The 22,985-nt window shown below is 35.4% G+C and carries 20 protein-coding genes; 6 read left to right on the top strand and 14 right to left on the bottom strand.

Annotation, left to right across the window (positions count from 1 at the left end):
• Positions 1-6 precede the first annotated feature (6 nt).
• Positions 7-642 (bottom strand): ribonuclease H family protein, encoded by a 636-nt coding sequence (locus AACZ41_RS01515; RefSeq protein ID WP_339625795.1) that lies wholly within the window; start codon positions 640-642, stop codon positions 7-9.
• Positions 642-1,217: a phosphoribosylglycinamide formyltransferase gene (locus tag AACZ41_RS01510; protein ID WP_339625793.1), complete on the bottom strand. Its 576-nt coding sequence runs from the start codon at positions 1,215-1,217 to the stop codon at positions 642-644. The genes AACZ41_RS01515 and AACZ41_RS01510 overlap by 1 nt, the downstream gene beginning before the upstream one ends.
• 290 nt (positions 1,218-1,507) lie before the next feature.
• Here AACZ41_RS01510 and AACZ41_RS01505 point away from each other — a divergent pair, with 290 nt between their 5' ends.
• From AACZ41_RS01505 to pyk, 5 genes are all read left to right on the top strand, one after another.
• A complete protein-coding gene (locus AACZ41_RS01505; protein WP_008269813.1) occupies positions 1,508-1,741 on the top strand; it encodes an acyl carrier protein in 234 nt (77 codons plus the stop codon).
• Positions 1,742-1,849: 108 nt separating this feature from the next.
• Positions 1,850-3,100 (top strand): beta-ketoacyl-ACP synthase II, encoded by a 1,251-nt coding sequence (gene fabF, locus AACZ41_RS01500; RefSeq protein ID WP_339625791.1) that lies wholly within the window; start codon positions 1,850-1,852, stop codon positions 3,098-3,100.
• Positions 3,101-3,107: 7 nt separating this feature from the next.
• Positions 3,108-3,842, top strand: a complete 735-nt coding sequence (gene rnc / locus AACZ41_RS01495; protein WP_339625789.1) for a ribonuclease III — start codon at positions 3,108-3,110, stop codon at positions 3,840-3,842.
• Positions 3,843-3,957: 115 nt separating this feature from the next.
• A complete protein-coding gene (locus AACZ41_RS01490; RefSeq protein ID WP_339625786.1) occupies positions 3,958-4,422 on the top strand; it encodes an IPExxxVDY family protein in 465 nt (154 codons plus the stop codon).
• 2 nt (positions 4,423-4,424) lie between these two features.
• A complete protein-coding gene (gene pyk / locus AACZ41_RS01485; protein ID WP_339625784.1) occupies positions 4,425-5,867 on the top strand; it encodes a pyruvate kinase in 1,443 nt (480 codons plus the stop codon).
• A gap of 65 nt (positions 5,868-5,932) precedes the next feature.
• On the opposite strand, the gene AACZ41_RS01480 is transcribed toward pyk, so the two are convergent.
• The 6 genes from AACZ41_RS01480 to dinB all read right to left on the bottom strand — a co-directional run bounded on the left by AACZ41_RS01480 (position 5,933) and on the right by dinB (position 14,327).
• Positions 5,933-6,457 (bottom strand): PAS domain-containing protein, encoded by a 525-nt coding sequence (locus AACZ41_RS01480; protein ID WP_339625782.1) that lies wholly within the window; start codon positions 6,455-6,457, stop codon positions 5,933-5,935.
• Between the two features lie 301 nt (positions 6,458-6,758).
• Positions 6,759-8,210, bottom strand: a complete 1,452-nt coding sequence (locus AACZ41_RS01475) for a TolC family protein (protein WP_339625780.1) — start codon at positions 8,208-8,210, stop codon at positions 6,759-6,761.
• A complete protein-coding gene (locus tag AACZ41_RS01470) occupies positions 8,203-11,445 on the bottom strand; it encodes an efflux RND transporter permease subunit (RefSeq protein ID WP_339625778.1) in 3,243 nt (1,080 codons plus the stop codon). Before AACZ41_RS01470 ends, AACZ41_RS01475 begins: the two co-directional genes overlap by 8 nt.
• A gap of 22 nt (positions 11,446-11,467) precedes the next feature.
• A complete protein-coding gene (locus tag AACZ41_RS01465; RefSeq protein WP_339625776.1) occupies positions 11,468-12,553 on the bottom strand; it encodes an efflux RND transporter periplasmic adaptor subunit in 1,086 nt (361 codons plus the stop codon).
• A 135-nt stretch (positions 12,554-12,688) separates the two neighbouring features.
• On the bottom strand, positions 12,689-13,114 hold the full coding sequence (locus AACZ41_RS01460) for a hypothetical protein (protein ID WP_339625774.1): 426 nt from the start codon (positions 13,112-13,114) through the stop codon (positions 12,689-12,691).
• A 109-nt stretch (positions 13,115-13,223) separates the two neighbouring features.
• Positions 13,224-14,327, bottom strand: coding sequence for a DNA polymerase IV (gene dinB / locus AACZ41_RS01455; RefSeq protein ID WP_339625772.1), 1,104 nt, complete (start codon positions 14,325-14,327; stop codon positions 13,224-13,226).
• Positions 14,328-14,379: 52 nt separating this feature from the next.
• Between dinB and AACZ41_RS01450 the strand changes: the two genes are divergently transcribed.
• Positions 14,380-14,847: a CYTH domain-containing protein gene (locus tag AACZ41_RS01450; RefSeq protein WP_339625770.1), complete on the top strand. Its 468-nt coding sequence runs from the start codon at positions 14,380-14,382 to the stop codon at positions 14,845-14,847.
• 160 nt (positions 14,848-15,007) lie between these two features.
• Here the strand turns inward: AACZ41_RS01450 and AACZ41_RS01445 are convergent, their stop codons facing one another.
• The 6 genes from AACZ41_RS01445 to pheS form a co-directional block, all read right to left on the bottom strand.
• Positions 15,008-16,411, bottom strand: a complete 1,404-nt coding sequence (locus AACZ41_RS01445; protein ID WP_339625768.1) for a TolC family protein — start codon at positions 16,409-16,411, stop codon at positions 15,008-15,010.
• 7 nt (positions 16,412-16,418) lie between these two features.
• The gene (locus AACZ41_RS01440; RefSeq protein ID WP_339625766.1) at positions 16,419-19,565 is read right to left on the bottom strand and encodes an efflux RND transporter permease subunit; all 3,147 of its coding nucleotides are present in this window, start codon (positions 19,563-19,565) and stop codon (positions 16,419-16,421) included.
• Positions 19,566-19,594: 29 nt separating this feature from the next.
• Positions 19,595-20,680, bottom strand: coding sequence for an efflux RND transporter periplasmic adaptor subunit (locus tag AACZ41_RS01435; protein WP_339625764.1), 1,086 nt, complete (start codon positions 20,678-20,680; stop codon positions 19,595-19,597).
• A 102-nt stretch (positions 20,681-20,782) separates the two neighbouring features.
• Positions 20,783-21,265, bottom strand: a complete 483-nt coding sequence (locus tag AACZ41_RS01430) for a transcriptional regulator (protein WP_339625762.1) — start codon at positions 21,263-21,265, stop codon at positions 20,783-20,785.
• A gap of 241 nt (positions 21,266-21,506) precedes the next feature.
• Complete coding sequence (locus AACZ41_RS01425; protein WP_339625760.1) at positions 21,507-21,902, bottom strand: hypothetical protein; 396 nt, start codon at positions 21,900-21,902, stop codon at positions 21,507-21,509.
• A 6-nt stretch (positions 21,903-21,908) separates the two neighbouring features.
• Positions 21,909-22,931: a phenylalanine--tRNA ligase subunit alpha gene (pheS, locus tag AACZ41_RS01420; protein WP_339625758.1), complete on the bottom strand. Its 1,023-nt coding sequence runs from the start codon at positions 22,929-22,931 to the stop codon at positions 21,909-21,911.
• Positions 22,932-22,985: the final 54 nt, after the last annotated feature.

The following is a 22,985-nucleotide window of genomic DNA, read 5'->3' as shown; positions in this document are numbered from 1 at the left end:
TTAAATTTATTTCCTGCCAAAATCAGCAGGAATTTCACCCCATGCCTTTGTTTCCCACTTTACAATTAACGTATTATATTGATTTTTTTTAAGCCAATCAACAGCTCTTCCTATGAGTTCGAAAAGGTCTTTGTTTTTCGCTGATTCAGCTAGTTTGGTATTACATTTTTTTTTACGAACCCAGCTCATGGCAGTTCTCGAATCGGTATAAATAATTCGGTCACTGTTACGTTCTTTCAAAAATGCGAGTCCGTGTACAATAGCTAAAAATTCACCAATGTTGTTAGTGCCTTGAGGAAAAGGCCCTTGTCTGAATAGTTTTTTACGGGTTTTGGTGTCTACCCCTTGGTATTCCATAACTCCTGGATTACCGCTTGAGGCTGCATCAACAGAAATAGAATGATAGTTAGGCAGGCCAATTTTTAATAGTTCTTCTTTTGATAGGGTCGATGCTATTTTCTTCTTTCCTTTATAATCAGCATAATTTCCATTATAGGCTTTCTTTGCAACATCAAAAGATTCGAAAGATTTGTATTCTGCCCCTGCATAACCAGTAATAGCAGCCTTGCATGCTGCCCAAGAATCAAAAATGCCTGGTTTTTTACCTTTCCAGACTACATAGAACTTTCCTTTTTTGGCCATTACTTTTTAAATAATAAATCGTCGATAACTTTTGGGAAAAACTCGTATTCTAATTGATGTACTTTAGAGGCAATATCCTCTGCGGTATCCTTGCTATCAATGATAATTTTTTCTTGGTGAATTATGGCGCCCTCATCATAGTGAGCATTTACATAGTGTATGGTAATGCCCGTTTCTGATTCGTTATTTGCTTTAATAGTATTGTGAATATTCATTCCGTACATACCCTTGCCACCATATTTAGGTAATAAGGCAGGATGAATATTGATGATTTTATTTGGAAAGGCATTGGTTATAGATTCAGGTATTTTCCAAAGAAATCCTGCTAAGACAATAAGATCTGGATTAAGTGATTGTAACATTTTTAAAACGAAATCACTTTTTGAAAAGGCCTGTCGATTAAAATAAAGTGCATTTATTCCAAGTCTATTACAACGTTCAATGACTTTGGCATCGCTTTTGTTGGTAAGTACACAGGATATAGTAACGTCCTTTCTGAATTTAAAATAGTTGGCAATGTTTTCGACATTCGACCCAGAACCTGAGGCAAAAAGAATAATTTGTTTGGTTTTCAATAGAAATGGTCTTTAAAAGAGAGCAAAAACAACTAATTAAGTTCGGAGCAAAAATAGTAAACAAGAAGCTTGTCAGGATTTAGAAAAAACGATTATCATTTATAGTTCTATTAACTCACCTCTTTCAATACCCTTTTTCAACGTTGCCGAAACAAAATATAAATATGGTAAAATTACAGCACTTGTATTTAATTTTATTAAATTACAATACATTTTAACGACAATTAGTGTAATTAAACCAAAGTTTTTTATTTTTGCCTACAATTTAAATTTTTAAAACAAATATTATTATGTCAGACATTGCATCAAGAGTTAAAGCTATCATCGTTGATAAATTAGGAGTTGATGAAAACGAAGTGGTAACCGAAGCTAGCTTTACTAACGATTTAGGCGCAGATTCATTAGATACAGTAGAGTTGATAATGGAATTCGAAAAAGAATTTGATATTCAAATTCCAGACGATCAAGCCGAAAATATCGCAACTGTTGGTCAAGCCATCAGCTATATAGAAGAAGCGAAGTAAAATCATGTATTCTTAAATAGAATTCAAATTATCCATGTGGTAAATGCTCCGCATGGATAATTTTTTTTAATTTACGCTTGGTTTAGATTTAAACAAATAATAAGTTAAATGCAGTTAAAGCGAGTTGTAGTTACAGGTTTGGGGGCACTTACCCCAATAGGTAATAATATTGAGGAATATTGGGATGCATTGATAAGCGGTAAAAGCGGCTCTGCACCAATAACCTATTACGATACAGAAAAGTTCAAAGTTAAATTCGCATGTGAGCTGAAAAATTACAGCACCGACGATCATTTTGACAGAAAGGAAGGCCGTAAACTAGATAGATTTGCACAATATGCACTTATATCATCTGACGAAGCCATTCTTGATTCTAAATTAGATTTAGAAAAAGTCGATAAATTTCGTGTTGGAGTTATTTGGGGAGCAGGGATTGGAGGTTTGGAAACTTTTCAGAATGAAGTAATGAATTTTGCAAATGGAGATGGTACTCCTAGATTCAATCCTTTCTTTATTCCAAAGATGATTGCAGATATTGCACCAGGAAACATTTCCATAAAGCATGGTTTTATGGGGCCAAATTATACTACTGTTTCTGCTTGTGCCTCTTCGGCCAATGCTATGATAGATGCCTTAAACTATATACGTTTAGGACATTGCGATGTAATCGTGACAGGAGGTAGTGAGGCTGCAGTTACCATTGCAGGCATGGGTGGCTTCGGAGCAATGCACGCTTTATCGACTAGAAATGAAAGTCCAGAAACGGCTTCAAGACCTTTTGATGCAACCAGGGACGGTTTCGTCTTAGGTGAAGGCGCTGGCGCATTGGTTCTAGAAGAATATGAGCATGCAATTGCTAGAGGAGCAAAAATATATGCTGAAGTAGCAGGTGGCGGAATGTCAAGTGATGCTTATCATATGACGGCACCTCACCCTGATGGAATAGGTGTGGTAAGAGTAATGGAGAACTGTTTAAGAGATGCTGGTCTATCCATAGAAGATGTAGATGCCATAAACACTCATGGTACTTCTACACCACTTGGTGATGTAGCAGAATTAAAAGCGATTACCAAAGTATTTGGTGAGCACGCAAAAAATATAAATATCAATTCTACGAAATCTATGACAGGGCATTTATTGGGTGCTGCAGGGGCTATTGAAGCCATTGCCTCAATATTGGCAATGGAACATGGTATAGTGCCGCCAACAATAAATCATACTACGGTAGATGAAAATATCGACCCTACTTTAAACCTCACTTTGAACAAAGCGCAGAAACGCGATGTTAGAGTGGCGATGAGTAATACATTTGGCTTTGGTGGCCATAATGCATGTGTGGTTTTTAAAAAATTAGATTAATAATTTTATGTCTTTTCCCACAAACTTATTTAATTCCCATCCTAAAGAGGATGGGGATTTTTTTTTGGGGGTCACCAAAATTTTAGGATTCAAACCCAAAACATTATCATTCTATAAGAAGGCCTTTTTACATAGGTCTATGAATAAAAAGGATGAAAAGGGAAATGCTATGAATTATGAACGATTAGAATTCTTAGGTGATTCTATGTTGGGTACTATAATTTCCAAGCATCTTTATAATGAAGTTCCCGAGGGTGATGAGGGTTATCTTACCAAAATGCGTTCTAAAATAGTAAGTAGAGAACACCTTAATGAGCTTGGTAAAGATTTGGGGTTAATTAATTTTGTAGAAAGTAGAATCCCTAAATCGCACTTCGGCCAAAATATTCATGGTAATGTTTTTGAAGCTCTGGTAGGTGCGATCTATTTAGATAGAGGGTATAATTACTGTGATAAGTTTATTAAAAAGAGGGTGATAGAGCCCTATGTGGATATTGAGCAATTAGAAGGTAGGGTTATAAGCTATAAGAGTTTAGTCATTGAATGGTGTCAAAAGCAAAAGAAAACTTTTGATTTCGATGTTTATGATGATACAGGAAATGATGCTTTAAAACATTTTGCAGTTAAACTTTCTATTGGAGGTAATGTGGTAGCAAAAGCCAGGGCAACTTCAAAGAAGAAGGCAGAAGAGAGAGCTTCAAAAAGAGCATTCTTTGCACTTCAGAGCAAGATGGAGAATTAATCTTCAGCCAAAATGCTAAAATGCTAACATTTTAATAACTTTTATAATGTTTATATCAATTTGTGAAACTAGGCTTTAAAGCTTATTAGTTTTATATTTACGCTTTTCTTGGAGTATGGCAGCTATTTATAAAATAAACGATGATTTTTATGATGAATCTTTTATCCTAATAGCATTACATACTACTTTAGACGATTATGCTTTAGTCTATGGATTAAATCAATTTGTTAAAGCAAAATTTGTAAGAACAAGAAAAGATTTTAATCTTGATGAAAATAAATTATTTCCAATTTTTGAATGGGATGATGAATTTCATGACATGTATTGGGTGTTGGTCGCTAACCACGGCAGTGAACAAGAACTGATTTCCAATAATGATTTATTCCATAACGAAACAACATTTTCTAAACCAAGGCTTATACCTGAATATAAGGATGTTGATTATCTATTGAAAATAGAAACGGAGAAGGAATTCGATACAAACTCGTTAATAAAAAATATACTTATGTTGCCAAGGGTTATGGCAGCGTATGAAATAAGTACGGAAAAACTAAAATCGAAGAATAATTTAATATTTTAAAAATGCCAACTGTAAAAAAGACGAAAATTGTAGCCACCTTAGGGCCTGCAACTAGCAAGAAAGAGGTACTCAGGAGCATGATCAATGCAGGAGTAGATGTCTTCAGAATAAATTTTTCTCACGCCGATTATGATGATGTAACGGAACGTGTTAAAATGATACGTGAATTGAATGAAGAAATGGGTACAAATACATCCATTTTAGCAGATTTACAGGGTCCTAAACTACGTGTAGGTGTAATGGCAGGCGATGTAGTCGTTAGTCCTGGTGATGAAATAACATTTGTTACCGGTAAACCTTTTGAGGGTACTGCTGAAAGAGTTTACATGAACTACCAAGAATTCCCTAGAGATGTTAAGGCTGGGGAACGCATTCTATTGGATGATGGTAAACTAATGTTCGAAGTAGTGAAAACTAATGGCGAAGATGAAGTACTGGCTAAAGTTATACAAGGTGGGCCGTTAAAATCTAAGAAAGGAGTTAACTTACCTAACACTAATATTTCTTTACCAGCGCTTACAAAAAAGGATATTAAGGATGCCGAATTTGCAATTTCACTAGAAGTGGATTGGATCGCCCTTTCGTTTGTTCGTTTCAGTCAAGATTTGATTGATCTTCAAAATATTATCAATAAACATTCTGCCCATAAAATTCCAATTATTGCAAAGATTGAGAAGCCAGAGGCGGTTGAGAATATCGATAAGATAGTAGCGTATTGTGATGGACTGATGGTTGCTCGTGGAGATTTAGGTGTTGAGGTACCTGCACATGAAGTTCCTTTAATTCAGAAGCAATTGGTATTACGTGCCAAAAAAGCTAGGATTCCGGTAATTATTGCAACGCAAATGATGGAAACAATGATTACCAGTCTTACGCCGACTAGAGCAGAAGTTAATGATGTTGCTAACTCGGTTATGGATGGTGCAGATGCTGTTATGTTATCTGGTGAAACTTCGGTGGGTAATTACCCTGTTGAAGTAATTGAAAAAATGTCAAGTATTTTACAAAGTGTTGAAGGTTCAGATTTAATTCATGTGCCTCAAGATCCACCGCATGTTCGTACAAAAAGATTTATAACCAAATCTATTTGTTACCATGCAGCATTAATGGCAAATGAAATAAAGGCAAAGGCAATTTCCACCTTGACCAATAGCGGTTATACCGCTTTTCAAATTTCGGCATGGAGACCAAGTGCACACATACTTGTATTTACATCTAATAAAAGAATACTTACTCAATTGAACCTTTTATGGGGAGTGAAAGCTTTTTATTATGACAAGAATGTTTCTACAGATGATACGATTGATGATGTAAACCGTATGGCATTCAAAAAAGGCTATATAGAAGTTGGCGATATGTTAATCAGTCTTGCGGCGATGCCTATGAAAGATAAAGGAATGGTTAATACATTAAGAGTAACTGAGATAGAATCCGGCGATATTTAGTCGATATAAATAAATGAAAAAAAGGGGGCACTGAAAAGTGCCCCCTTTTTTGTCTTATTATTTCATTAAGCAACTTCCTTTTCAAAGGCAATGAAATTAACCACCTTTCCTTTTTGGTCAAAAACTGGTTGACCTTGAATCCAACAGTTATAGGTAGAACCATCTTTACGATAGTTAACTATGGTAACTTCGAAAGGCTTATTTGACTTAACCGCTTCAGAGACTATTTTTAGAGTAGATTTTGAAGTCTTACTGCCTTGAAACATCTTAGGCTTTTTACCTAAAATTTCATTTGGGTGATATTGATTCATCTCCCAAATATTTTTTGTGGCAAAAACAATATTTAAATTAGTGTCGGTTACAACTACAACATTCTTATTGGCCTTCAATCTCTCATCTAATGCTTCAGTATCTATATTCCAAGAATTCAATGACCCTAAACTCATAAGAGCGTTCATGTCCTCTTCAGATTTATATATACTTTCAAGATTTTCGGCGTAGAAATCCCATGAAAGCACGGGTAAAATGTTATAGCTTAAACTTTTTCTAAACTTGATTACGGCGTTGTCGTAATCTTTTAAATCTATCATGCAATCTAGTTTAGAGTAATAAATAAATTTTCTTTTTCACAGCAATTTGTCATAAAATTAAAAAAACCATTAAAATAGCAATAATGTTAAGCGATGATTAACACAAATGTTTAATATAACTTAGGTAATAACTTACATTATACTTAAAAAGTTGAACATAAACTCTAGGAAAGCACTTTAAATTGGGGATTACCTTATGTTTAAATGGTCTGTTTAGGGTTGAATGGCTGTATAAAAACTAACCCTAATAGAATTTCTCTATTAGGGTTTATGTATTAATTAAAAAGTAAAAACAAGATTATCAATTCCATCCACCTCCCAAAGCTTGGTAAACATTTACCCTTGCCATTAACTGGTCTTTTTTAGTTTCCACTAGCTCCATTTCTGATTCTAAAGCTTCACGTTGCGTTAACAACACTTCAATGTATTCAATTCTTGCAGATTGAAATAATCGAGTAGATAAATCAATAGATTCTGTCAAAGCCTTCACTTGGTTTTCCTTTAAATCATAACTCTTTTTTAGGTTTTCCATTTTAGAAAGCTGGTTCACAACTTCTATATAGCCATTCAAAATTGCTTTTTCAAACTCAAAAACAGCTTGTACTTGTTTTGCATTAGCCGTATTGTAGTTTGCCTTTATTGCATTTCTATTTATTAAAGGCCCCACGATATCACCCATAGCGCTATACATAAGCGATTCAGGAGTAGCCGATAAATACTTCGGATTAAAAGCCTGTAACCCAATGCCAGCTTTTATACCTATGCTAGGATAAAAATTTGCTCTAGCGATTTTGATGTTAAGCTTGGCTGCTTCCAATTCATATTCCGCTTGTCTAATATCAGGTCTGTTTTGCAGTAATTGTGAAGGTACTCCTGAGTAAATAGTATCCATCTCTGTTTCGATAAAACCTGCAGAATTACGAGCAATGTGTTGAGGTTGACGCCCAATTAAAAAATTGAGCTTGTTTTCCATTTCAACAATTTCTTGTTGTACCTCAAACTTATGGCTTTGGTTTTTAAAGACCTCTGCTTCGAACCTTTTAACAGCAAGTTCTGTAGCACGGGCAGCTTCTTTTTGTAATCTAACCATTTTAAGGGCATTCCCTTGTAATTCTAGATTTTGCTCGATAAATGCTAGCTGATTATCTAGTGCTAAAAGCTCATAATAAGAATCTGCAATTTCTGCAATGATTCTAGTTACCATGAAATTCTTACCCTCAATACTTGAAAGATATTCTAGAACAGCTGCTTTTTTAGAATTACGCAGTTTTTTCCAGATATCAAGCTCCCATGAGGCAAAAATTCCTGCAGAGTAATCCGTTAGTGGCTCAGGAAATTCTTCCCCTTCCTTTATTTCCAGATTTTTTTCAACAGCACCATTACGGGTATACTCACCAACTTTTTCAACCTCGGCTCCTGCGCCATAAGTAATAAAAGGTAAGTATTCACCTTTTCTAGATTTAACTTCATTCTGAGCTACATCAATTTGTTTCAACATGATGTTCAACTCTTGGTTATTAACCAATGCTGTATCAATAAGCTTTATCAAGTAATCATCTTTGAAAAAATATTTCCATTGAATAATTGCACTATTAGTGGTATCAGTCGATTGTTGTGCATACTGCGATGGTAGGTTTTTATTTTCTTGTTTAAGTTCTTTTGTAGGAACACAAGAGTAAAAAACACCAACGCCTAGTAATAGCACCAAAAGCAGTTTACCGTGCTTCATAAAGAATTTTATAATGTTAATCATTGTTTTCTCTTTTGGTTAGTTTTTTAATCATTGACTTTAATTCTTTGATTGCTTGTTTGGTCTTGCTATCCCCTTCACTAGCTCTCATGAATTCTTCAGAAATAGGCTCGGATGATTCATCTTTAATAAGACTGCGTCCTTCGGCAATTTTTGCAAATACAAAGTACAGTCCAGGAATTACTATTACCCCGAAAATTGTACCGATAAGCATACCGCCAAGGGCAGAACCACCAATAGTTCGGTTACCTATGGCACCGGCACCTGACGCAACTATTAGAGGGATTAACCCTGCAATAAATGCAAACGATGTCATTAAAATTGGCCTAAACCTTGCTCTAGACCCTTCTATTGCAGCTTCTAAAACAGTTGCTCCTTGTCTTTGTTTTTGAACAGCAAACTCTACGATTAAAACCGCATTTTTACCTAAAAGACCAACGAGCATAATTACACCAATTTGGGCGTAAACGTCGTTTGCCAATCCTGTCATTTTTAAGAGTAAGAATGAGCCAAATATACCAGCTGGTAAAGAAAGAATTACAGCGAAAGGAAGTAGAAAGCTTTCATATTGAGCGGCAAGCACGAAATAAACGAAAATTAATACCACTATAAAAATATATAATGATTCGCTACCTCTGTTGGCCTCGTCATACGATAATCCTTCCCAAGCAATATCATAACCTCTAGGTAACGTTTCTTTGGCTACTTCTTTAATGGCGTTAATGGCATTACCAGTTGTGAAACCTTTAGCCGGTAGACCGTTAATAGCAGCAGAATTATAAAGGTTATATCTGGTAATCTCATTAGGGCCAAGTTTCTTCTCCATAGACATGAATGCGGAATAAGGCACCATTTCACCTTCTTCATTCTTCACGAACAATTTTTCTAAATCTGAAGGCAGTGCTCGGTATTCAGGTGCGGCCTGCGTATATACTTTAAAGAATCTACCAAAACGAATAAAACCTTGTTCATAGGTACTACCTATTAAAATATTTAGGTTTTCCATTGCCTTACCAATGCTAACACCTTTTTGCATGGCAATCTTATTATTGATTTTCAATTCGTATTGAGGATAATTAGCAGAGTAAAAAGTAAATAGACCTGTTAATTCTTCGCGCTCGCCTAGAGCTTTCATGAAATCGTTATTGATTTTTTCGAATACATGATAGTCGGTGTTCTCAGTTTTATCTAGGAGACGCATAGAAAATCCGCCAGAAGAACCAAAACCAGGTACTGCAGGAGGTTCAAAATATTCGATTATAGCCCCTAAATCTTTTGTTTCCTCTTCAAGCTCTTCCATTATTTCGTGTACAGAGTGTTCACGTTCGCCCCATGGTTTAAGGTTGATCAAACAAGTACCAGCATTTGAACCTCTACCTTCTGTCATGATTTCATAACCGGCCAATGAGGAAACTGATTCCACACCTTCCATTTCTTCGCATATTTTCTGTAATTTTCTAGCAACATCATTAGTACGCTCTAAAGTTGCGCCTGGTGGTGTTTGAATAATTGCATAGATCATACCTTGATCTTCATTGGGTATAAACCCAGCAGGAAGTGATTCATTGGTAAAAAATATGGCTGCGCAGAAAGCGATGAGAAGACCAAAGGTTACCATTCTTCTTGCAACAATTTTATTTAAAAGCTTTACATAACTTCCTGTAAGTCGCTCAAATCCCTTGTTAAACCAGTCAATGAATTTATCAATTGGAGATTTACGTTTTGGCTTACCATGATTGTTTTTCAACATCATAGCACAAAGAACAGGGGTAAGGGTCAAGGCAACTATAGCCGAAATTACAATTGATCCTGCCATAGTTATAGAAAACTGCCTATAGAAAACCCCAACAGGACCAGACATAAATGAAATAGGAATAAATACCGAAACCATTACCAAGGTTATCGCGACAATGGCACCACCAATTTCACCCAAAACTTCTGATGAGGCTTTGTATGGTGATAGGTTTTCTTCTTCCATTTTTACATGAACGGCCTCTACGACTACAATTGCGTTATCTACAACAATACCAATAGCCAATACCAATGCGAATAGGGTAATTAGGTTAATTGATAACCCGAACATTTGCATTACAAAGAATGATCCGATTAAAGAAACGGGTACCGCTATAATAGGTATTAACGTAGAACGCCAATCTCCTAAAAAAAGAAATACAACTATGGCCACAAGAATAAATGCATCTCTAAGTGTGTGTAATACCTTATCGATAGAGGCATCTAAAAAGTTCGATACATCATAACTTACTTGATATTCTAAACCAGGAGGAAGATCTACTTTTAGTTCTTCTAATTTAACTTTTACCGCATCGATAACATCTTTACCATTACTACCTACAGTCTGCTTTAGAATCATAGATGCAGAAGGATGCCCATCTAAATTGGAGTAAATATCAAAGAATTCACTACCCAATTCAACATCTGCTACATCTTTCAACTTTAGAATTTCACCTTCTTCATTCGCTCTAACGATAATGTTTTCATACTGTTCAGGCTCATTGTATCGCCCTTCATAGGTAAGTACATATTCTAATGATTGCGATTTTTTACCAGAACTACCACCCAATCTACCTGGTCTTGCGATTATGCTTTGTTCTTGCATAGCCTCCATCACTTCTTCTGCAGAAACATTATAAGCACGCATACGGTCAGGTTTTAGCCAAACACGCATGGCATATTTTCGGCTTCCTAATATTTGGGCACTTGCAATACCATTGATACGTTGTATTTCTGGAACAATCTTGGTATAAGCGTAGTTATACAAGAACAATTCGTTGTCGTCCTCATTATTACTGTAGAGGTTTATATACATTAACATACTGGGCTGTACAGGAGTAATTACTACCCCTTCCATCTGAACCAACTCGGGTAAGTTGGGCATCACTTGATCTACCCTGGTCTTTACCCTTACTACCGCTTGGTTAGGGTCCGTACCGGGTTCAAAAATGATACGTAAGGTTCCTTCTCCAGCACTTGTAGCATCTGAAGCAACATATCGCATTCCTTGTACACCGTTAATAGCGGTTTCTAAGGGAATAATTGTTGAATTAATAAGCACGTCTGCACTTGCACCCGGATAAGCGATGAAAATATTCACCGTTGTAGGGGCAATTTCAGGGAACTGGGATATTGGTAATTGTTTGATTGCCAATAATCCTGTAAAAACTATAATTACCGAAATAACAATAGCCAATACTGGTCTATGTATAAATCTTTTGAACATATCTTAATGTATTTGGATTTTGTTATTCTGTGTATAGGTCTAAACTTGACAGCACTTTCTTAGGTGATACAAACTCAGATTCTATCTTTTGATTGTCTTTAACCATACGTATACCGTCAAGAATAATTCTATCCTTTTCAGTAAGACCTTTGGTTACAACAAATAAGTTTGACATTTCAGCACCAATGAAGATTTCACGTTGTTTTACGACATTGTCTTTGTCAACAACAAACACGAATTTTTTATCTAAGATCTCGAAAGTTGCCTTTTGCGGAATAATCAATGCATCTTTTAAAGGAGTCGTCATAATAATACTGCCAGTTTCACCGTGTCTTAGTATTTTATCAGGATTAGGAAAAGTTGCCCTAAACGCGATATTACCTGTTGCATTGTTGAATTCACCTTCTATAGTTTCAACAATACCCACTTGATTAAATGGCTTATTGTTGGCCATTAAAAGACCAACTTCCTTTTTGGTGTCTTTATCGGTACTGATGATATAATCTAAGTACTCAGCTTCTGGCACATTGAAATAAACCCACATTTGTGAGTTGTCTGATAAGGTGGTCAATAATTCACCCTCATCTAAAAGACTCCCTTCGCGTACATGTAAGTGGTCCATAATACCATCAAATGGCGCACGAATATTTGTAAATCCTAAATGGGTCTGTGCTAATGCAACCTCTGCATTAGCTTTGTCAAAACTTGCTTTGGCCATAGCCAACTCGTTTTTTGATACAACATTACCATCTAATAATAACTGAGTATTTTGTAGCTCAATTTCTGCAACTTTTGCTTCTGCTCTTGCTTTTTGTAAATCTGCCTCGTAAATGTTGGGCATAATGTTGAACATCTGCTGGCCCTTTTTAACGTATTGGCCTTCATCAACATGAATTTGTTTTAAATAGCCCCTTTCAAGAGCCCTTACTTCAATATGGCGAATAGAGTGTATTTGACTTACATAATCTTTTGTAATTGATGTATCCTTTTTAATAGGACTGGTAACTAGGAATTTGGCGTGTTCTTCCTTTTTCTCTTTTTTTGATTCGCAGCTCGTATACAAAAACAAGGCACACACTGAAGCGAACAGGAGAGTTCTCTTGGTCATAACTTTTAAATTAAAATGATTGGTACTATTAGTTTATAGAAATGCGAAAACGCATAGATTTTAGGACTTTAGAATTTTATATCTAACAAGTCCAATTGAAGTGGTACTATGGGCAATAAGAAATTGCCTAAAAAATTATAAACGAAATACTTGAAATAAGACGAAGCGCCTATTTACATAAGAAAAATGAGTAAATAGCCTTTGAAATCTATTGTTATTAGTGAAGAAACTAAATAAGAATAATAGAGATAAAAGATAGAATGTTGTTGAAGTGTAATAAAACTCTCCTCGTTTTTTGATAAAAGAATGTTCACTTTCTTCTTCCTCAATTTCAGTAGCATCTATTTCTAGAACCTTGTCAACATTATCAAGGGAGCCTTTAATTGTAGCATTCTGATTTTGAACACTATTAACCAAATTTGAATGTGTTGATATAGCAAACTGTTGTTCAGTGCTGTGTAATGAAATTTCTCCTGAATTGATGTTAGCAAATAGAGGATTGTATACACTAGATAAAAGTATACAAATAGAAAGAAGAAACTTTAAAAAACTCTTTTTCATTTACGGTGTCAAAATTATTCTAGTGAAATGGTCTGTACAAGTAAATGCAGTTAATTTTTGTTAACATTTGTAATTTTTAGATAAAAGTGATCAATTGAGGGTTGATTACTCAGAAATCGAACTTTAATTGCACCAATATTGATTTATCATCAATCTTTTTAAGAGCCTTATTATCAGTATTTAAGTTAGAAAGCGAAATACCCAATAGGCGAACTGAGTTTTGCAACTCTTCTTGATACAATAATTCTTTTGAAGTTTCTAATATTAGCGTTTTATCAGCAATAAAATAAGGTATTGTTTTGCTTCTGGTGTTTAGGGTGAAATCACTATATTTTATTTTAAGCGTAATAGTTTTACCGGCAATAGTAGCTTTTTTAAGTCTGCGTTCTAGCTCTTCAGCAATATGTTCTAAACGCTCTAACATGAAAATTTCACTACTTAAGTTTTCATTGAATGTACGTTCTGCACCTACAGATTTCGGAATACGATGAGGTTTAACCTCACTTGTGTGAATTCCTCTAACCACATTATAATAGTAGCTACCACTCTTCCCAAATTTTTCTGTTAAGAATTCAATAGGTTTTGTCTTAAGGTCATTACCCGTAAAAATGCCTAATTGATACATTTTTTCGGCAGTAACCTTACCCACACCATAAAATTTACGAATATCGAGAGCTTCTAAAAATGAAATTACTTCTTCAGGGCTTACAGTTTTTTGTCCATTGGGCTTATTAATATCACTAGCTACCTTAGCAATGAATTTATTTATAGATATTCCTGCGGATGCATTTAATCCTGTTTCTTCCAGAATGCGATGCCGAATTTCAGTTGCTAATTGGGTAGCTGAAGGATTCCCTTTTTTATTTATTGTAACATCTAAGTAAGCTTCATCAAGAGATAAAGGCTCGACCAAATCAGTATACTCGAAAAAGATGGACCTAATTTTTTTAGATATTTCTTTATATCGCTCAAACCTTGGTTTTACAAACGTAATATGCGGACAATTTTTTTTAGCAATATAACCGCTCATGGCACTTCGTACTCCGAATTTACGAGCTTCGTAGTTGGCGGCAGAAACAACGCCTCTTTTTTCGCTACCACCAACAGCCAATGGTTTTCCTTTTAAATCAGGATTATCCAATTCTTCAACCGATGCATAGAAGGCATCCATGTCGACGTGGATAATTTTCCGTAAAGGCATTTCATTGGGCATAAGCAAATTTAAGACTTATCTTAGTTTAAGGATAGTAGATGCATCTAATCATATGATAGAAATTGAGCGTAAATTTTTGGTAAAATCAGATTCTTATAAGTCTTTTGCAAAGTCTAAAACACGAATAGTTCAAGGGTTTTTAAATACCGATGCCAACAGAACGGTTAGAATAAGAATAAAAGGTGATATAGGATTCATTACCGTAAAAGGCAAATCTAACGAAGCGGGAACTTCTAGATTTGAATGGGAAAAAGAGATTTCTGTAGAAGACGCCGATAATTTGCTGGAGTTATGCGAAAAAGAAATTCTTGAGAAATGCAGATATGAAATTGTCTCAGGCAATCATGTGTATGAAGTTGATGAATTCTATGGTGCTAATGAAGGATTAACTGTAGCTGAAATAGAATTGAATACTGAAAATGAAAGGTTTCAAAAACCTGATTGGTTAGGCAAAGAAGTTACAGGTGAGGTTAAATATTATAATTCTCAATTAAGTAAAAAGCCTTTTAAGGCATGGTAGGCATTTAAATTATCGTGTTTTCAAAGTATACTTATTTCTTAATTTATTGCGCTTTGGTTATTCATTTACTTAAAAAAAGGGTAAGCATTAAGTTTTTACTTCAATTAGTCTTACCCTTTTTAAATTCAGTCTTTTACCTTCATGTATCGTTTACAAATCTTTATTGCCATCCACCTCCAAGAGAACGATATAGTTCTACCGTAGCAGACAATTGTGTGAATTTGTTTTTAATCAAGTTAAGTTCTGCGTTTAAGGAATTTTCTCTAGCGGTTAAAAGGTCTAAATATGTTAGGTACCCGTTATTCAATAATTCTTCAGAATTACTTTCAGCTCTTTTTAAGGCTGCCACTTGTTTGGCTACAAAAACTTCCTTTTCAACAGAATTGTTGTAATCATACAACGCTTCTGATACTTCTTTTCCAGCGGTTAAAAGCGCTTTTTTAAAGCTTAATAAAGATTGTTCTTGATGTACTTTAGCTACTTCATAAGTAGTTCTTATCTTTCTGCCATTTAAAATGGGTTGCGTAAGTCCGCCTACAAGATTGGCGAAAATAGAGCTCGAATCTAACCAATTATCAAGCTCCAAACTTTGAAGTCCGCCTTGTGCCGAAAGTTTAATTGATGGGTAAAAGTTACTTCTAGCAACATTGGTCATTTCAAAACTATTGACTAAACTATATTCCGCTTGTATGATATCTGGTCTATTACGAAGTAAAAGGGCCGGCACACCAAGTTTCATTTCATTTGCCAATGACTGCTCATCTAACGTACTTCGTGCATATGACTGCGGTTGTTCACCCAATAAAATACTAAAGGTGTTCTCTGTTTGATACAATGAGTTTTTAAGGTCTAATAATTGACCTTGCGCACTATAAAGTTGTGCTGCAGTTTGATCTACACCAACCTGGTTGGCTTGCCCAGCTTCTTTAAGAGCTTTAATAGTCTCTACACTTTTAGAACGGTTTTCTATAGTTTCCTCTGTTACCGAAATCTGTTTGTCTAAGGCCAATATTTGATAGTAGGTTATGGCAATCTGTGCCACAAGACTAGTTTTTACAGCTTTGTGAGCCGCTATAGTTTTAAGGTAGCTTGCATCACTTGCCCTTTTAGTACTTCTAATTTTACCCCAAATATCAGCTTCCCAAGAAACAGTTCCTGAAGTTTCATATTGATTAAAAGGCTGTGTGAAGAAGCTTCCGAATTGTCCATTTTCACTAGTTCTTGCCGTTCTTGTTGCGGTAGCCGTACCATTTATGATAGGTAAATATCCTGCCTTACCCTGTTTAACATATGCCTCGGCAGCTGCAATACTTTGTAATGCGATTCGAATATCAAGGTTATTGTCAAGTCCCCTTTGTATATACGTTTTTAAATGTGAATCAGTAAAAAGGTCTTTATAAGAAACTGATGCAAAGGACACACTATCTTGTGGTAAATTATCGGTTCTATACAGATTTTCAACTTCTACTTCTGGTCGCTGGTATGTCTTTGCTGTGAAACAAGACGACAGCAAAAGCGGAAGTGTAGCTACCAGTATAAGTTTATAAGTTATGAATTTGTTCATGATTTCTCTAATTCTTTGATTCTTCAATTGTTTCTTGTGGAGTACCAGTAATTCGCTCTTGTAATGTTTGAAAAATGACATATAATGCCGGTATTACAAATACCCCGAATATGGTGCCTATTAACATACCACCAACGGCGCTCATACCAATAGACCTATTGCCTATCGCACCAATACCTGTCGATAATGCAAGCGGCAATAAACCAAAAATAAAGGCAAATGAAGTCATCAAAATAGGTCTAATACGGGCCTTAGCGCCATCTAAAGCCGATTCTAGTATAGACATACCATGCTTTCTGCGTTGAAGGGCGAACTCCACAATAAGAATAGCATTCTTAGAAAGTAGACCAATTAACATGATTAAAGCAATCTGAAAGTATATGTTGTTTTCAAGTCCTGCTAAATTTATAAATGCTATAGCACCTGCAATACCTACGGGTAATGAAAGAAGTATGGCAAAAGGTAATATATACGACTCATACTGAGCACTTAATAAGAAATAAACAAATACCAGACTGAGTATGAATATGATGATAGTTTGGCTACCTGTACCGTTTTCTTCTTTAGTAAGCCCTGAATATTCGTAAGTGTAATTAGTAGGTAAAACCTGAGCGGTAACTTCTTCAATAGCTTTAATTGCATCACCGGTAGAATAACCAGGGTTCATGGTACCATTAATTTTGACTGAACTTAAAAGGTTGAATCTACTAACGATTTCAGGTCCATAAATCTTCTTTAATGAAACGAACTGAGATACAGCAACCGATTCACCATTTCCGTTGGTCACAAAAATATGATTAAGCGATTGTTCATCTGCCCTGTCTTTAGGTTTTGACTGAATCATAACACGGTATTGCTTGCCAAACTTGTTAAAGTCAGTAGTATACAAACCTCCATAATACCCTTGCATTGCGCTAAAAATATCTGTAACGGCTAAGCCCGCAGTTTTAGTTTTCTCAACATCTACCTGCACTTCATATTGCGGGAAGTTTGGGTTGAATTGAGTTATAGCATATTGTACCTCAGGCCTGGCATTTAATGCAGCCAAAAAATCATTCGTGGTCTGGCCCACAGTTTGCCAATCATCGGCATCTTTACTCTGTATGTTCATCTCAAAACCTGTAGAGTTACCAAAACCTTGAACACTGGGTGGTGTAAAGAAGAATGCTTTCGCATCTTTTAAGCCAGCGGTTTTACCGAAAAGACTGCCGACCACTGCATCTACAGATTGTGATGGGTCTGTTCTTTCACTCCAGTTTTTAAGTCTAAGTACAGAGAAAGCATAAGAACCACCATTTACCCTGTTTAATAGACTAAAACCGGTAATATTCATTCTAGCTTCTATGATATCCATTGAAGCATATATAGAGTCAAGTTTCTTTACTGTTAGTTGCGTTTGTTCTAACGTCGTACCTGGTGGTAAGCTAATATCGGCGAAAACAAGGCCCCTATCTTCATTAGGAATAAATCCAGCAGGTGTTGTCTTAAATAATAAAACGGTAATTGCCGTAAAGATTACTAGTGATACTATCGTAATCCATTTTCTATTGGCGATGAATTTTACTGATCCAACATATTTTTCGGTAATAGCATTAAAACCAGTGTTGAAAGCGGAAAAGAATCGTTTTGTAATTCCTTTTTTATGTTCTTCGGATGAATTATGTGGCTTTAAGAATAGTGCTGCCAAAGCAGGACTCAAGGTTAAGGCGTTCACTGCCGAAATAAGAATAGCAATCGCTAGGGTGATACCAAATTGTTGGTAGAAAACCCCTGAAGAACCACTAATAAACGAAACTGGAATAAATACGGCAGACATTACCAAGGTAATCGATATAATGGCTCCAGAAATCTCAGACATTGCCGATTTAGTGGCAGTTTTTGCGTTCGTAGCACCATCTTCCATTTTGGCATGAACCGCTTCAACTACTACAATGGCATCATCGACCACAATACCAATGGCCAGTATCATAGCGAAAAGCGTTAACATGTTAATGGAGTAACCAAATAACGAGAGAAAGAAGAACGTGCCTATAATCGCTACAGGTACTGCAATGGCCGGTATTAAAGTAGACCTAAAATCTTGAAGAAATAAGAATACTACAATGAATACCAATATGAATGCTTCAATAAGGGTTTGTACCACATGCTCGATAGAAGCATCCAAGAAATCTTTAGTGTTAAAAGGAATCACATAATCCATCCCTTTAGGAAAATCTTGCTTACTTTCTTTTAAAATGGTCTGAATGGAATTAATAATATCATTTGCATTAGAACCAGATGTTTGAAATATACCAAGAACGGTACCGGGTTTACCCATACCTTCGTTTTTAGTGCCATAATTGAAGGCACCCAATTCAACTTCCGCAACATCTTTAACACGTAAGAACTGTCCGTTTTCTTGAGCTCTAATAATGATATCCTCATATTCGGCTACTTCAGAAAGACGTCCTTTATATTTCAACACGTATTCATAAACACCATCGGCATTTTCGCCAATTTTACCAGTAGCCGCTTCAAGATTTTGTTCTCTAAGTGCATTTTGAATATCTGATGGCATAAGGTTGTAAGCTGCCATTTTATCTGGGTTCAACCATATTCTCATAGAGTAATCCTTGGCACCAAAGACTGTAACGTTACCAACCCCTTTTATACGTTGTAATTTGGGTACTAAGTTGATTCTTGCGTAGTTTTCAACAAATGTGGCATCGTAATTTTCATTGTCAGAAAACAATGAGAAGAACATAAGTGCACTAGTTTGCGATTTTTGGGTTATTACACCGGTCTGTACTACAGCTTGAGGCAAAACACTATTGGCACGAGCTACTCTGTTCTGTACGTTTACTGCCGCAATATCTGGATCTGTACCTAGTTCAAAAAATACATTTATGGTAGCAGCACCATCGTTACTCGCGTTAGACGTCATGTATAACATGCCTTCTACACCATTAATTTGTTCCTCAAGTGGTGTAATTACACTATTAAGTACTGTCTCTGCGTTTGCTCCTGTGTATGAAGCTGTAACCTGTACTGTTGGAGGTGCGATTTCAGGATATTGTTCAATAGGTAGTGTCGTTAAACCTAAAATACCTAGAATAACTATGATAATCGATATTACCGTAGAAAGTACTGGACGATCTATAAATTTTTGAAACATTGTTATCTATTAGATTGAATTTCGGATTATTACTTAACCGGACTAATGGTCATTCCGTCTTTAATTTTAGTTACACCTTCAAGAACAATGGTCGTACCTTCTTCTATTCCTTTTTCAACAATAAAGCCTTTTTGAGTGTTCGCTACTATATTAATAGGCATGGTAGTCACGGTATTATCATCGTTTAGAACATAAACTAATTTCTTTCCTTGAAGATCTACTGTGGCCACTTGAGGAATTTCATATGCACCCGTATATATGGTAGGAATTTTAATTTTACCAGTACTACCACTACTTAACAAATTGCTTTTATTGTCAAAATCAGCTCTTGCGGTAACACTGCCTGTAGTACTGTTAATGATATTATTGATCATAGCAATCTTACCAGGCTCAGCATATTCTTCACCATTAATCATAACTAGCGTAACTTTTGGGGCTTTTTCAATATCCATAATATTTTTATCATTTTTTGGCAAAGACTCTTTTAGCTTTAAAAGCTCTTTTTCGTTCAAAGAAAAGTAGGCACGTACTTCGCTAATGTCAGAAACGGTAGTTAATGGCTTGCCCATAGCAGAACTAACCAAAGCACCTATTTTAAAAGGGATTACACCGATATACCCATCAACTGGACTTGTAATACGAGCGTAGCCAATATTTGATGCAACGCTCTGGTAACTTGCCTTAGCTTGCTCTAGTTTTGCCTTTGCAGTCGCAAGTTGTACTTCGCTAATAATACCTTTTTCAACTAACGGCTTAAGTTTGCTCACCTCAACTTCTGCAACATTTACGGTTGCTTTTGCAGCATTGGCATCTTGATTTAAAGTTTGAGTTTCCAATTTAAATAGAAGTTGACCTTTTTTAATTTTCTGACCTTCTTCTACATAAACCTCCTGTACAAAACCAGATACTTTTGGCCATATTTCTACATTTTGTTTGCCTTCTAGTGTAGTGGAGAATTCAGTAAAGACAGTAAGATTTTGTTTTTTTAATTCACCTACTTTTAAACTTGGTGGCGTCACTACAGTAGCTCCTTGCGCTGTTTTATCTGATGTTCCAAAGCAGGAACTCAAAAGAAGGGTAGCACTTATGATCCCTATAATTGATAACTTTTTCATTTTATTTGGATGTTATTTGTATTAAAATATTTATAGGGCCTTACTAAGGTTTTGTTAATTCAGAATATTCGGTAAAAAACGAACTAAACTGATAAAAAATTATTATTGTTGTTGTTTTTTTAATTCTTCAATAGTTGTTTTAAGGCTTGTAGTCATGTCTGAAATACACTTACCATAAACTGTGATTTTCTTTTTATTTTCTTGATATTTCTCTGGACGGTACTGCTTATTATACGATGTGATTTTATCAATCATATCGCTTTCCCTTTCCAGTTGATTTAATGAGCGATTTAACTTTTTGATGAAGAAAGTATTTTTTTCAGCAACTTTAAAATACCTCTTTCTATCTCCTGGCTTTGTAAAATATTTTACAAAATCCATTTGAAGTAAAAGGTTTAAGGAAGTTGATATTGAACTTTTGCTAGCTCCTCTTTTAAGAAGACAATCTTCAAAGGTAAGACCATCTTCCTCAGTGAGGACCAAGTTTGCAAATATTCTAGCAGCTAATGGCGGTATATCGTACTCAGTTTCAAAATGAACACCAAGCTCTTCTATTAACTTATTTTTTATCTCTTCTTTACTCATGAGTTTAATGATGAAGAGGCAAAGGTACTATTAGTTCGGAAACAAACAAACTAAAAGAACTTAATTGTTTTTAGAAGCGTTAAAATTTTGTTAGGGTATTATTGAACCATAAATTACCTACTAAAAATAAATAATCAGCCTATTTTTTAAGTGTATAACGTTCTTTGTGTTTAACTGGGTTTTGCTATTGGAGGGTCTTGGGGAAAACCAAGAATCTAAAAAAATGTATTTAATGGGCAGTTTATTTCGCGTAGATTCCGTCCTTATCCAAAATAGGAATGGTAACAAGATTACTTTCTTTCACACTATTCTGTTCGAAAAGAAATCGTTTTTCAAATAATTTATTTTCCGCATAATATGTGACGTAGAATTCATTGTTCAATGTTAGTACATCTTCTTGAACTACCTCAATCTTCTTATACGATTTAGCTGCTACCTCACCAATAGAATGCCTCATAATAGAGGTTTTACAATTACCTTCATATCCTTTTGAGACAACCATAGTCAATTCTATTGGGGTGGTTCGGCCGTTAATGATATAGGCATTCCAGTCCTTGTCCAAAAATTCTTCGTTCCATTCACGAACAATGGCAACATAAACATTCTTAGCAACAGGTATCTCAATATCTTTTTTCACAATCTACTAATAAAGAGCACTTCTAAATTGCTCTAGAAAACGCAAATCATTTTCACTCAACAATCGAATATCTGAAATTTGATGAAGCAATAGTGCTATACGGTCAATGCCCATACCAAAGGCAAAACCAGAATACACTTCTGGATCGATACCACAGTTTTTAAGAACGTTAGGGTCTACCATACCGCAACCCATAATTTCTAACCAACCAGTGCCTTTAGTCATTTTATAATCGGTCTCTGTCTCTAAACCCCAATAAACATCAACTTCTGCACTTGGTTCTGTAAATGGAAAATAAGATGGTCTTAGTCTAATTTTCGATTTTCCGAATAGTTCTGTAGTAAAATATTGTAATGTTTGTTTTAAATCGGCAAAAGAAACATCCTTATCAATATATAAACCTTCTACTTGATGAAAGAAGCAATGCGACCTTGCTGAAATTGCTTCATTTCTATAAACTCTACCTGGAGATATAGTCCGAATAGGAGGTGTGTTATTCTCCATATAGCGTACTTGAACAGATGAGGTATGGGTGCGTAACAGAATATCTGGATCGGTCTGAACGAAGAAAGTATCTTGCATATCTCGTGCCGGATGATATTCTGGCAAATTTAGTGCGGTAAAATTATGCCAATCATCTTCTATTTCCGGGCCCTCTGATACGTTGAACCCAATTCTTGAAAAGATATCAATTATCTGATTTTTTACAATAGAAATAGGGTGGCGTGAACCAAGTTCAATAGGGTTTCCTGGTCGAGATAAATCACCGAACACCTTTTCATCAGAGTTTCTGTTCTCTAGCGTATTTTTTAAAGTTTCTACTTTTTCGGTTGCAGCCTGCTTTAATTCGTTTATCGTTCGACCGAATTCTTTTTTCTGTTCATTTGGAACATTCTTGAACTCGGCAAAAAAGTCATTTAGAATTCCTTTTTTACCTAAATATTTAATTCTAAACGTTTCTACATCTGATAAATTATCAGTTGTAAAAGCATTCACTTCAGAAATCTGTTCCTTTATCTTATCAATCATACATGTTGATTAAAGCGGCAAATTTAAAACTTTTAAAACAGGTAGAATATGTTT

Source organism: uncultured Maribacter sp. (assembly GCF_963974015.1).
Classification (GTDB): domain Bacteria; phylum Bacteroidota; class Bacteroidia; order Flavobacteriales; family Flavobacteriaceae; genus Maribacter.
Note: the sequence above shows the minus strand (reverse complement) of the source record. Positions and strands in the feature narration are given on the sequence as shown.

Excerpts from the sequence above, each read along its gene's own strand:
- AACZ41_RS01515 (WP_339625795.1), bottom strand. The coding sequence starts at position 642 with ATGGCCAAAAAAGGAAAGTTCTATGTAGTCTGGAAAGGTAAAAAACCA.
- AACZ41_RS01505 (WP_008269813.1), top strand. The coding sequence starts at position 1,508 with ATGTCAGACATTGCATCAAGAGTTAAAGCTATCATCGTTGATAAATTA.
- fabF (WP_339625791.1), top strand. The coding sequence starts at position 1,850 with ATGCAGTTAAAGCGAGTTGTAGTTACAGGTTTGGGGGCACTTACCCCA.
- rnc (WP_339625789.1), top strand. The coding sequence starts at position 3,108 with ATGTCTTTTCCCACAAACTTATTTAATTCCCATCCTAAAGAGGATGGG.
- AACZ41_RS01490 (WP_339625786.1), top strand. The coding sequence starts at position 3,958 with ATGGCAGCTATTTATAAAATAAACGATGATTTTTATGATGAATCTTTT.
- pyk (WP_339625784.1), top strand. The coding sequence starts at position 4,425 with ATGCCAACTGTAAAAAAGACGAAAATTGTAGCCACCTTAGGGCCTGCA.
- AACZ41_RS01480 (WP_339625782.1), bottom strand. The coding sequence starts at position 6,457 with ATGATAGATTTAAAAGATTACGACAACGCCGTAATCAAGTTTAGAAAA.
- AACZ41_RS01475 (WP_339625780.1), bottom strand. The coding sequence starts at position 8,210 with ATGATTAACATTATAAAATTCTTTATGAAGCACGGTAAACTGCTTTTG.
- AACZ41_RS01470 (WP_339625778.1), bottom strand. The coding sequence starts at position 11,445 with ATGTTCAAAAGATTTATACATAGACCAGTATTGGCTATTGTTATTTCG.
- AACZ41_RS01465 (WP_339625776.1), bottom strand. The coding sequence starts at position 12,553 with ATGACCAAGAGAACTCTCCTGTTCGCTTCAGTGTGTGCCTTGTTTTTG.
- AACZ41_RS01460 (WP_339625774.1), bottom strand. The coding sequence starts at position 13,114 with ATGAAAAAGAGTTTTTTAAAGTTTCTTCTTTCTATTTGTATACTTTTA.
- dinB (WP_339625772.1), bottom strand. The coding sequence starts at position 14,327 with ATGCCCAATGAAATGCCTTTACGGAAAATTATCCACGTCGACATGGAT.
- AACZ41_RS01450 (WP_339625770.1), top strand. The coding sequence starts at position 14,380 with ATGATAGAAATTGAGCGTAAATTTTTGGTAAAATCAGATTCTTATAAG.
- AACZ41_RS01445 (WP_339625768.1), bottom strand. The coding sequence starts at position 16,411 with ATGAACAAATTCATAACTTATAAACTTATACTGGTAGCTACACTTCCG.
- AACZ41_RS01440 (WP_339625766.1), bottom strand. The coding sequence starts at position 19,565 with ATGTTTCAAAAATTTATAGATCGTCCAGTACTTTCTACGGTAATATCG.
- AACZ41_RS01435 (WP_339625764.1), bottom strand. The coding sequence starts at position 20,680 with ATGAAAAAGTTATCAATTATAGGGATCATAAGTGCTACCCTTCTTTTG.
- AACZ41_RS01430 (WP_339625762.1), bottom strand. The coding sequence starts at position 21,265 with ATGAGTAAAGAAGAGATAAAAAATAAGTTAATAGAAGAGCTTGGTGTT.
- pheS (WP_339625758.1), bottom strand. The coding sequence starts at position 22,931 with ATGATTGATAAGATAAAGGAACAGATTTCTGAAGTGAATGCTTTTACA.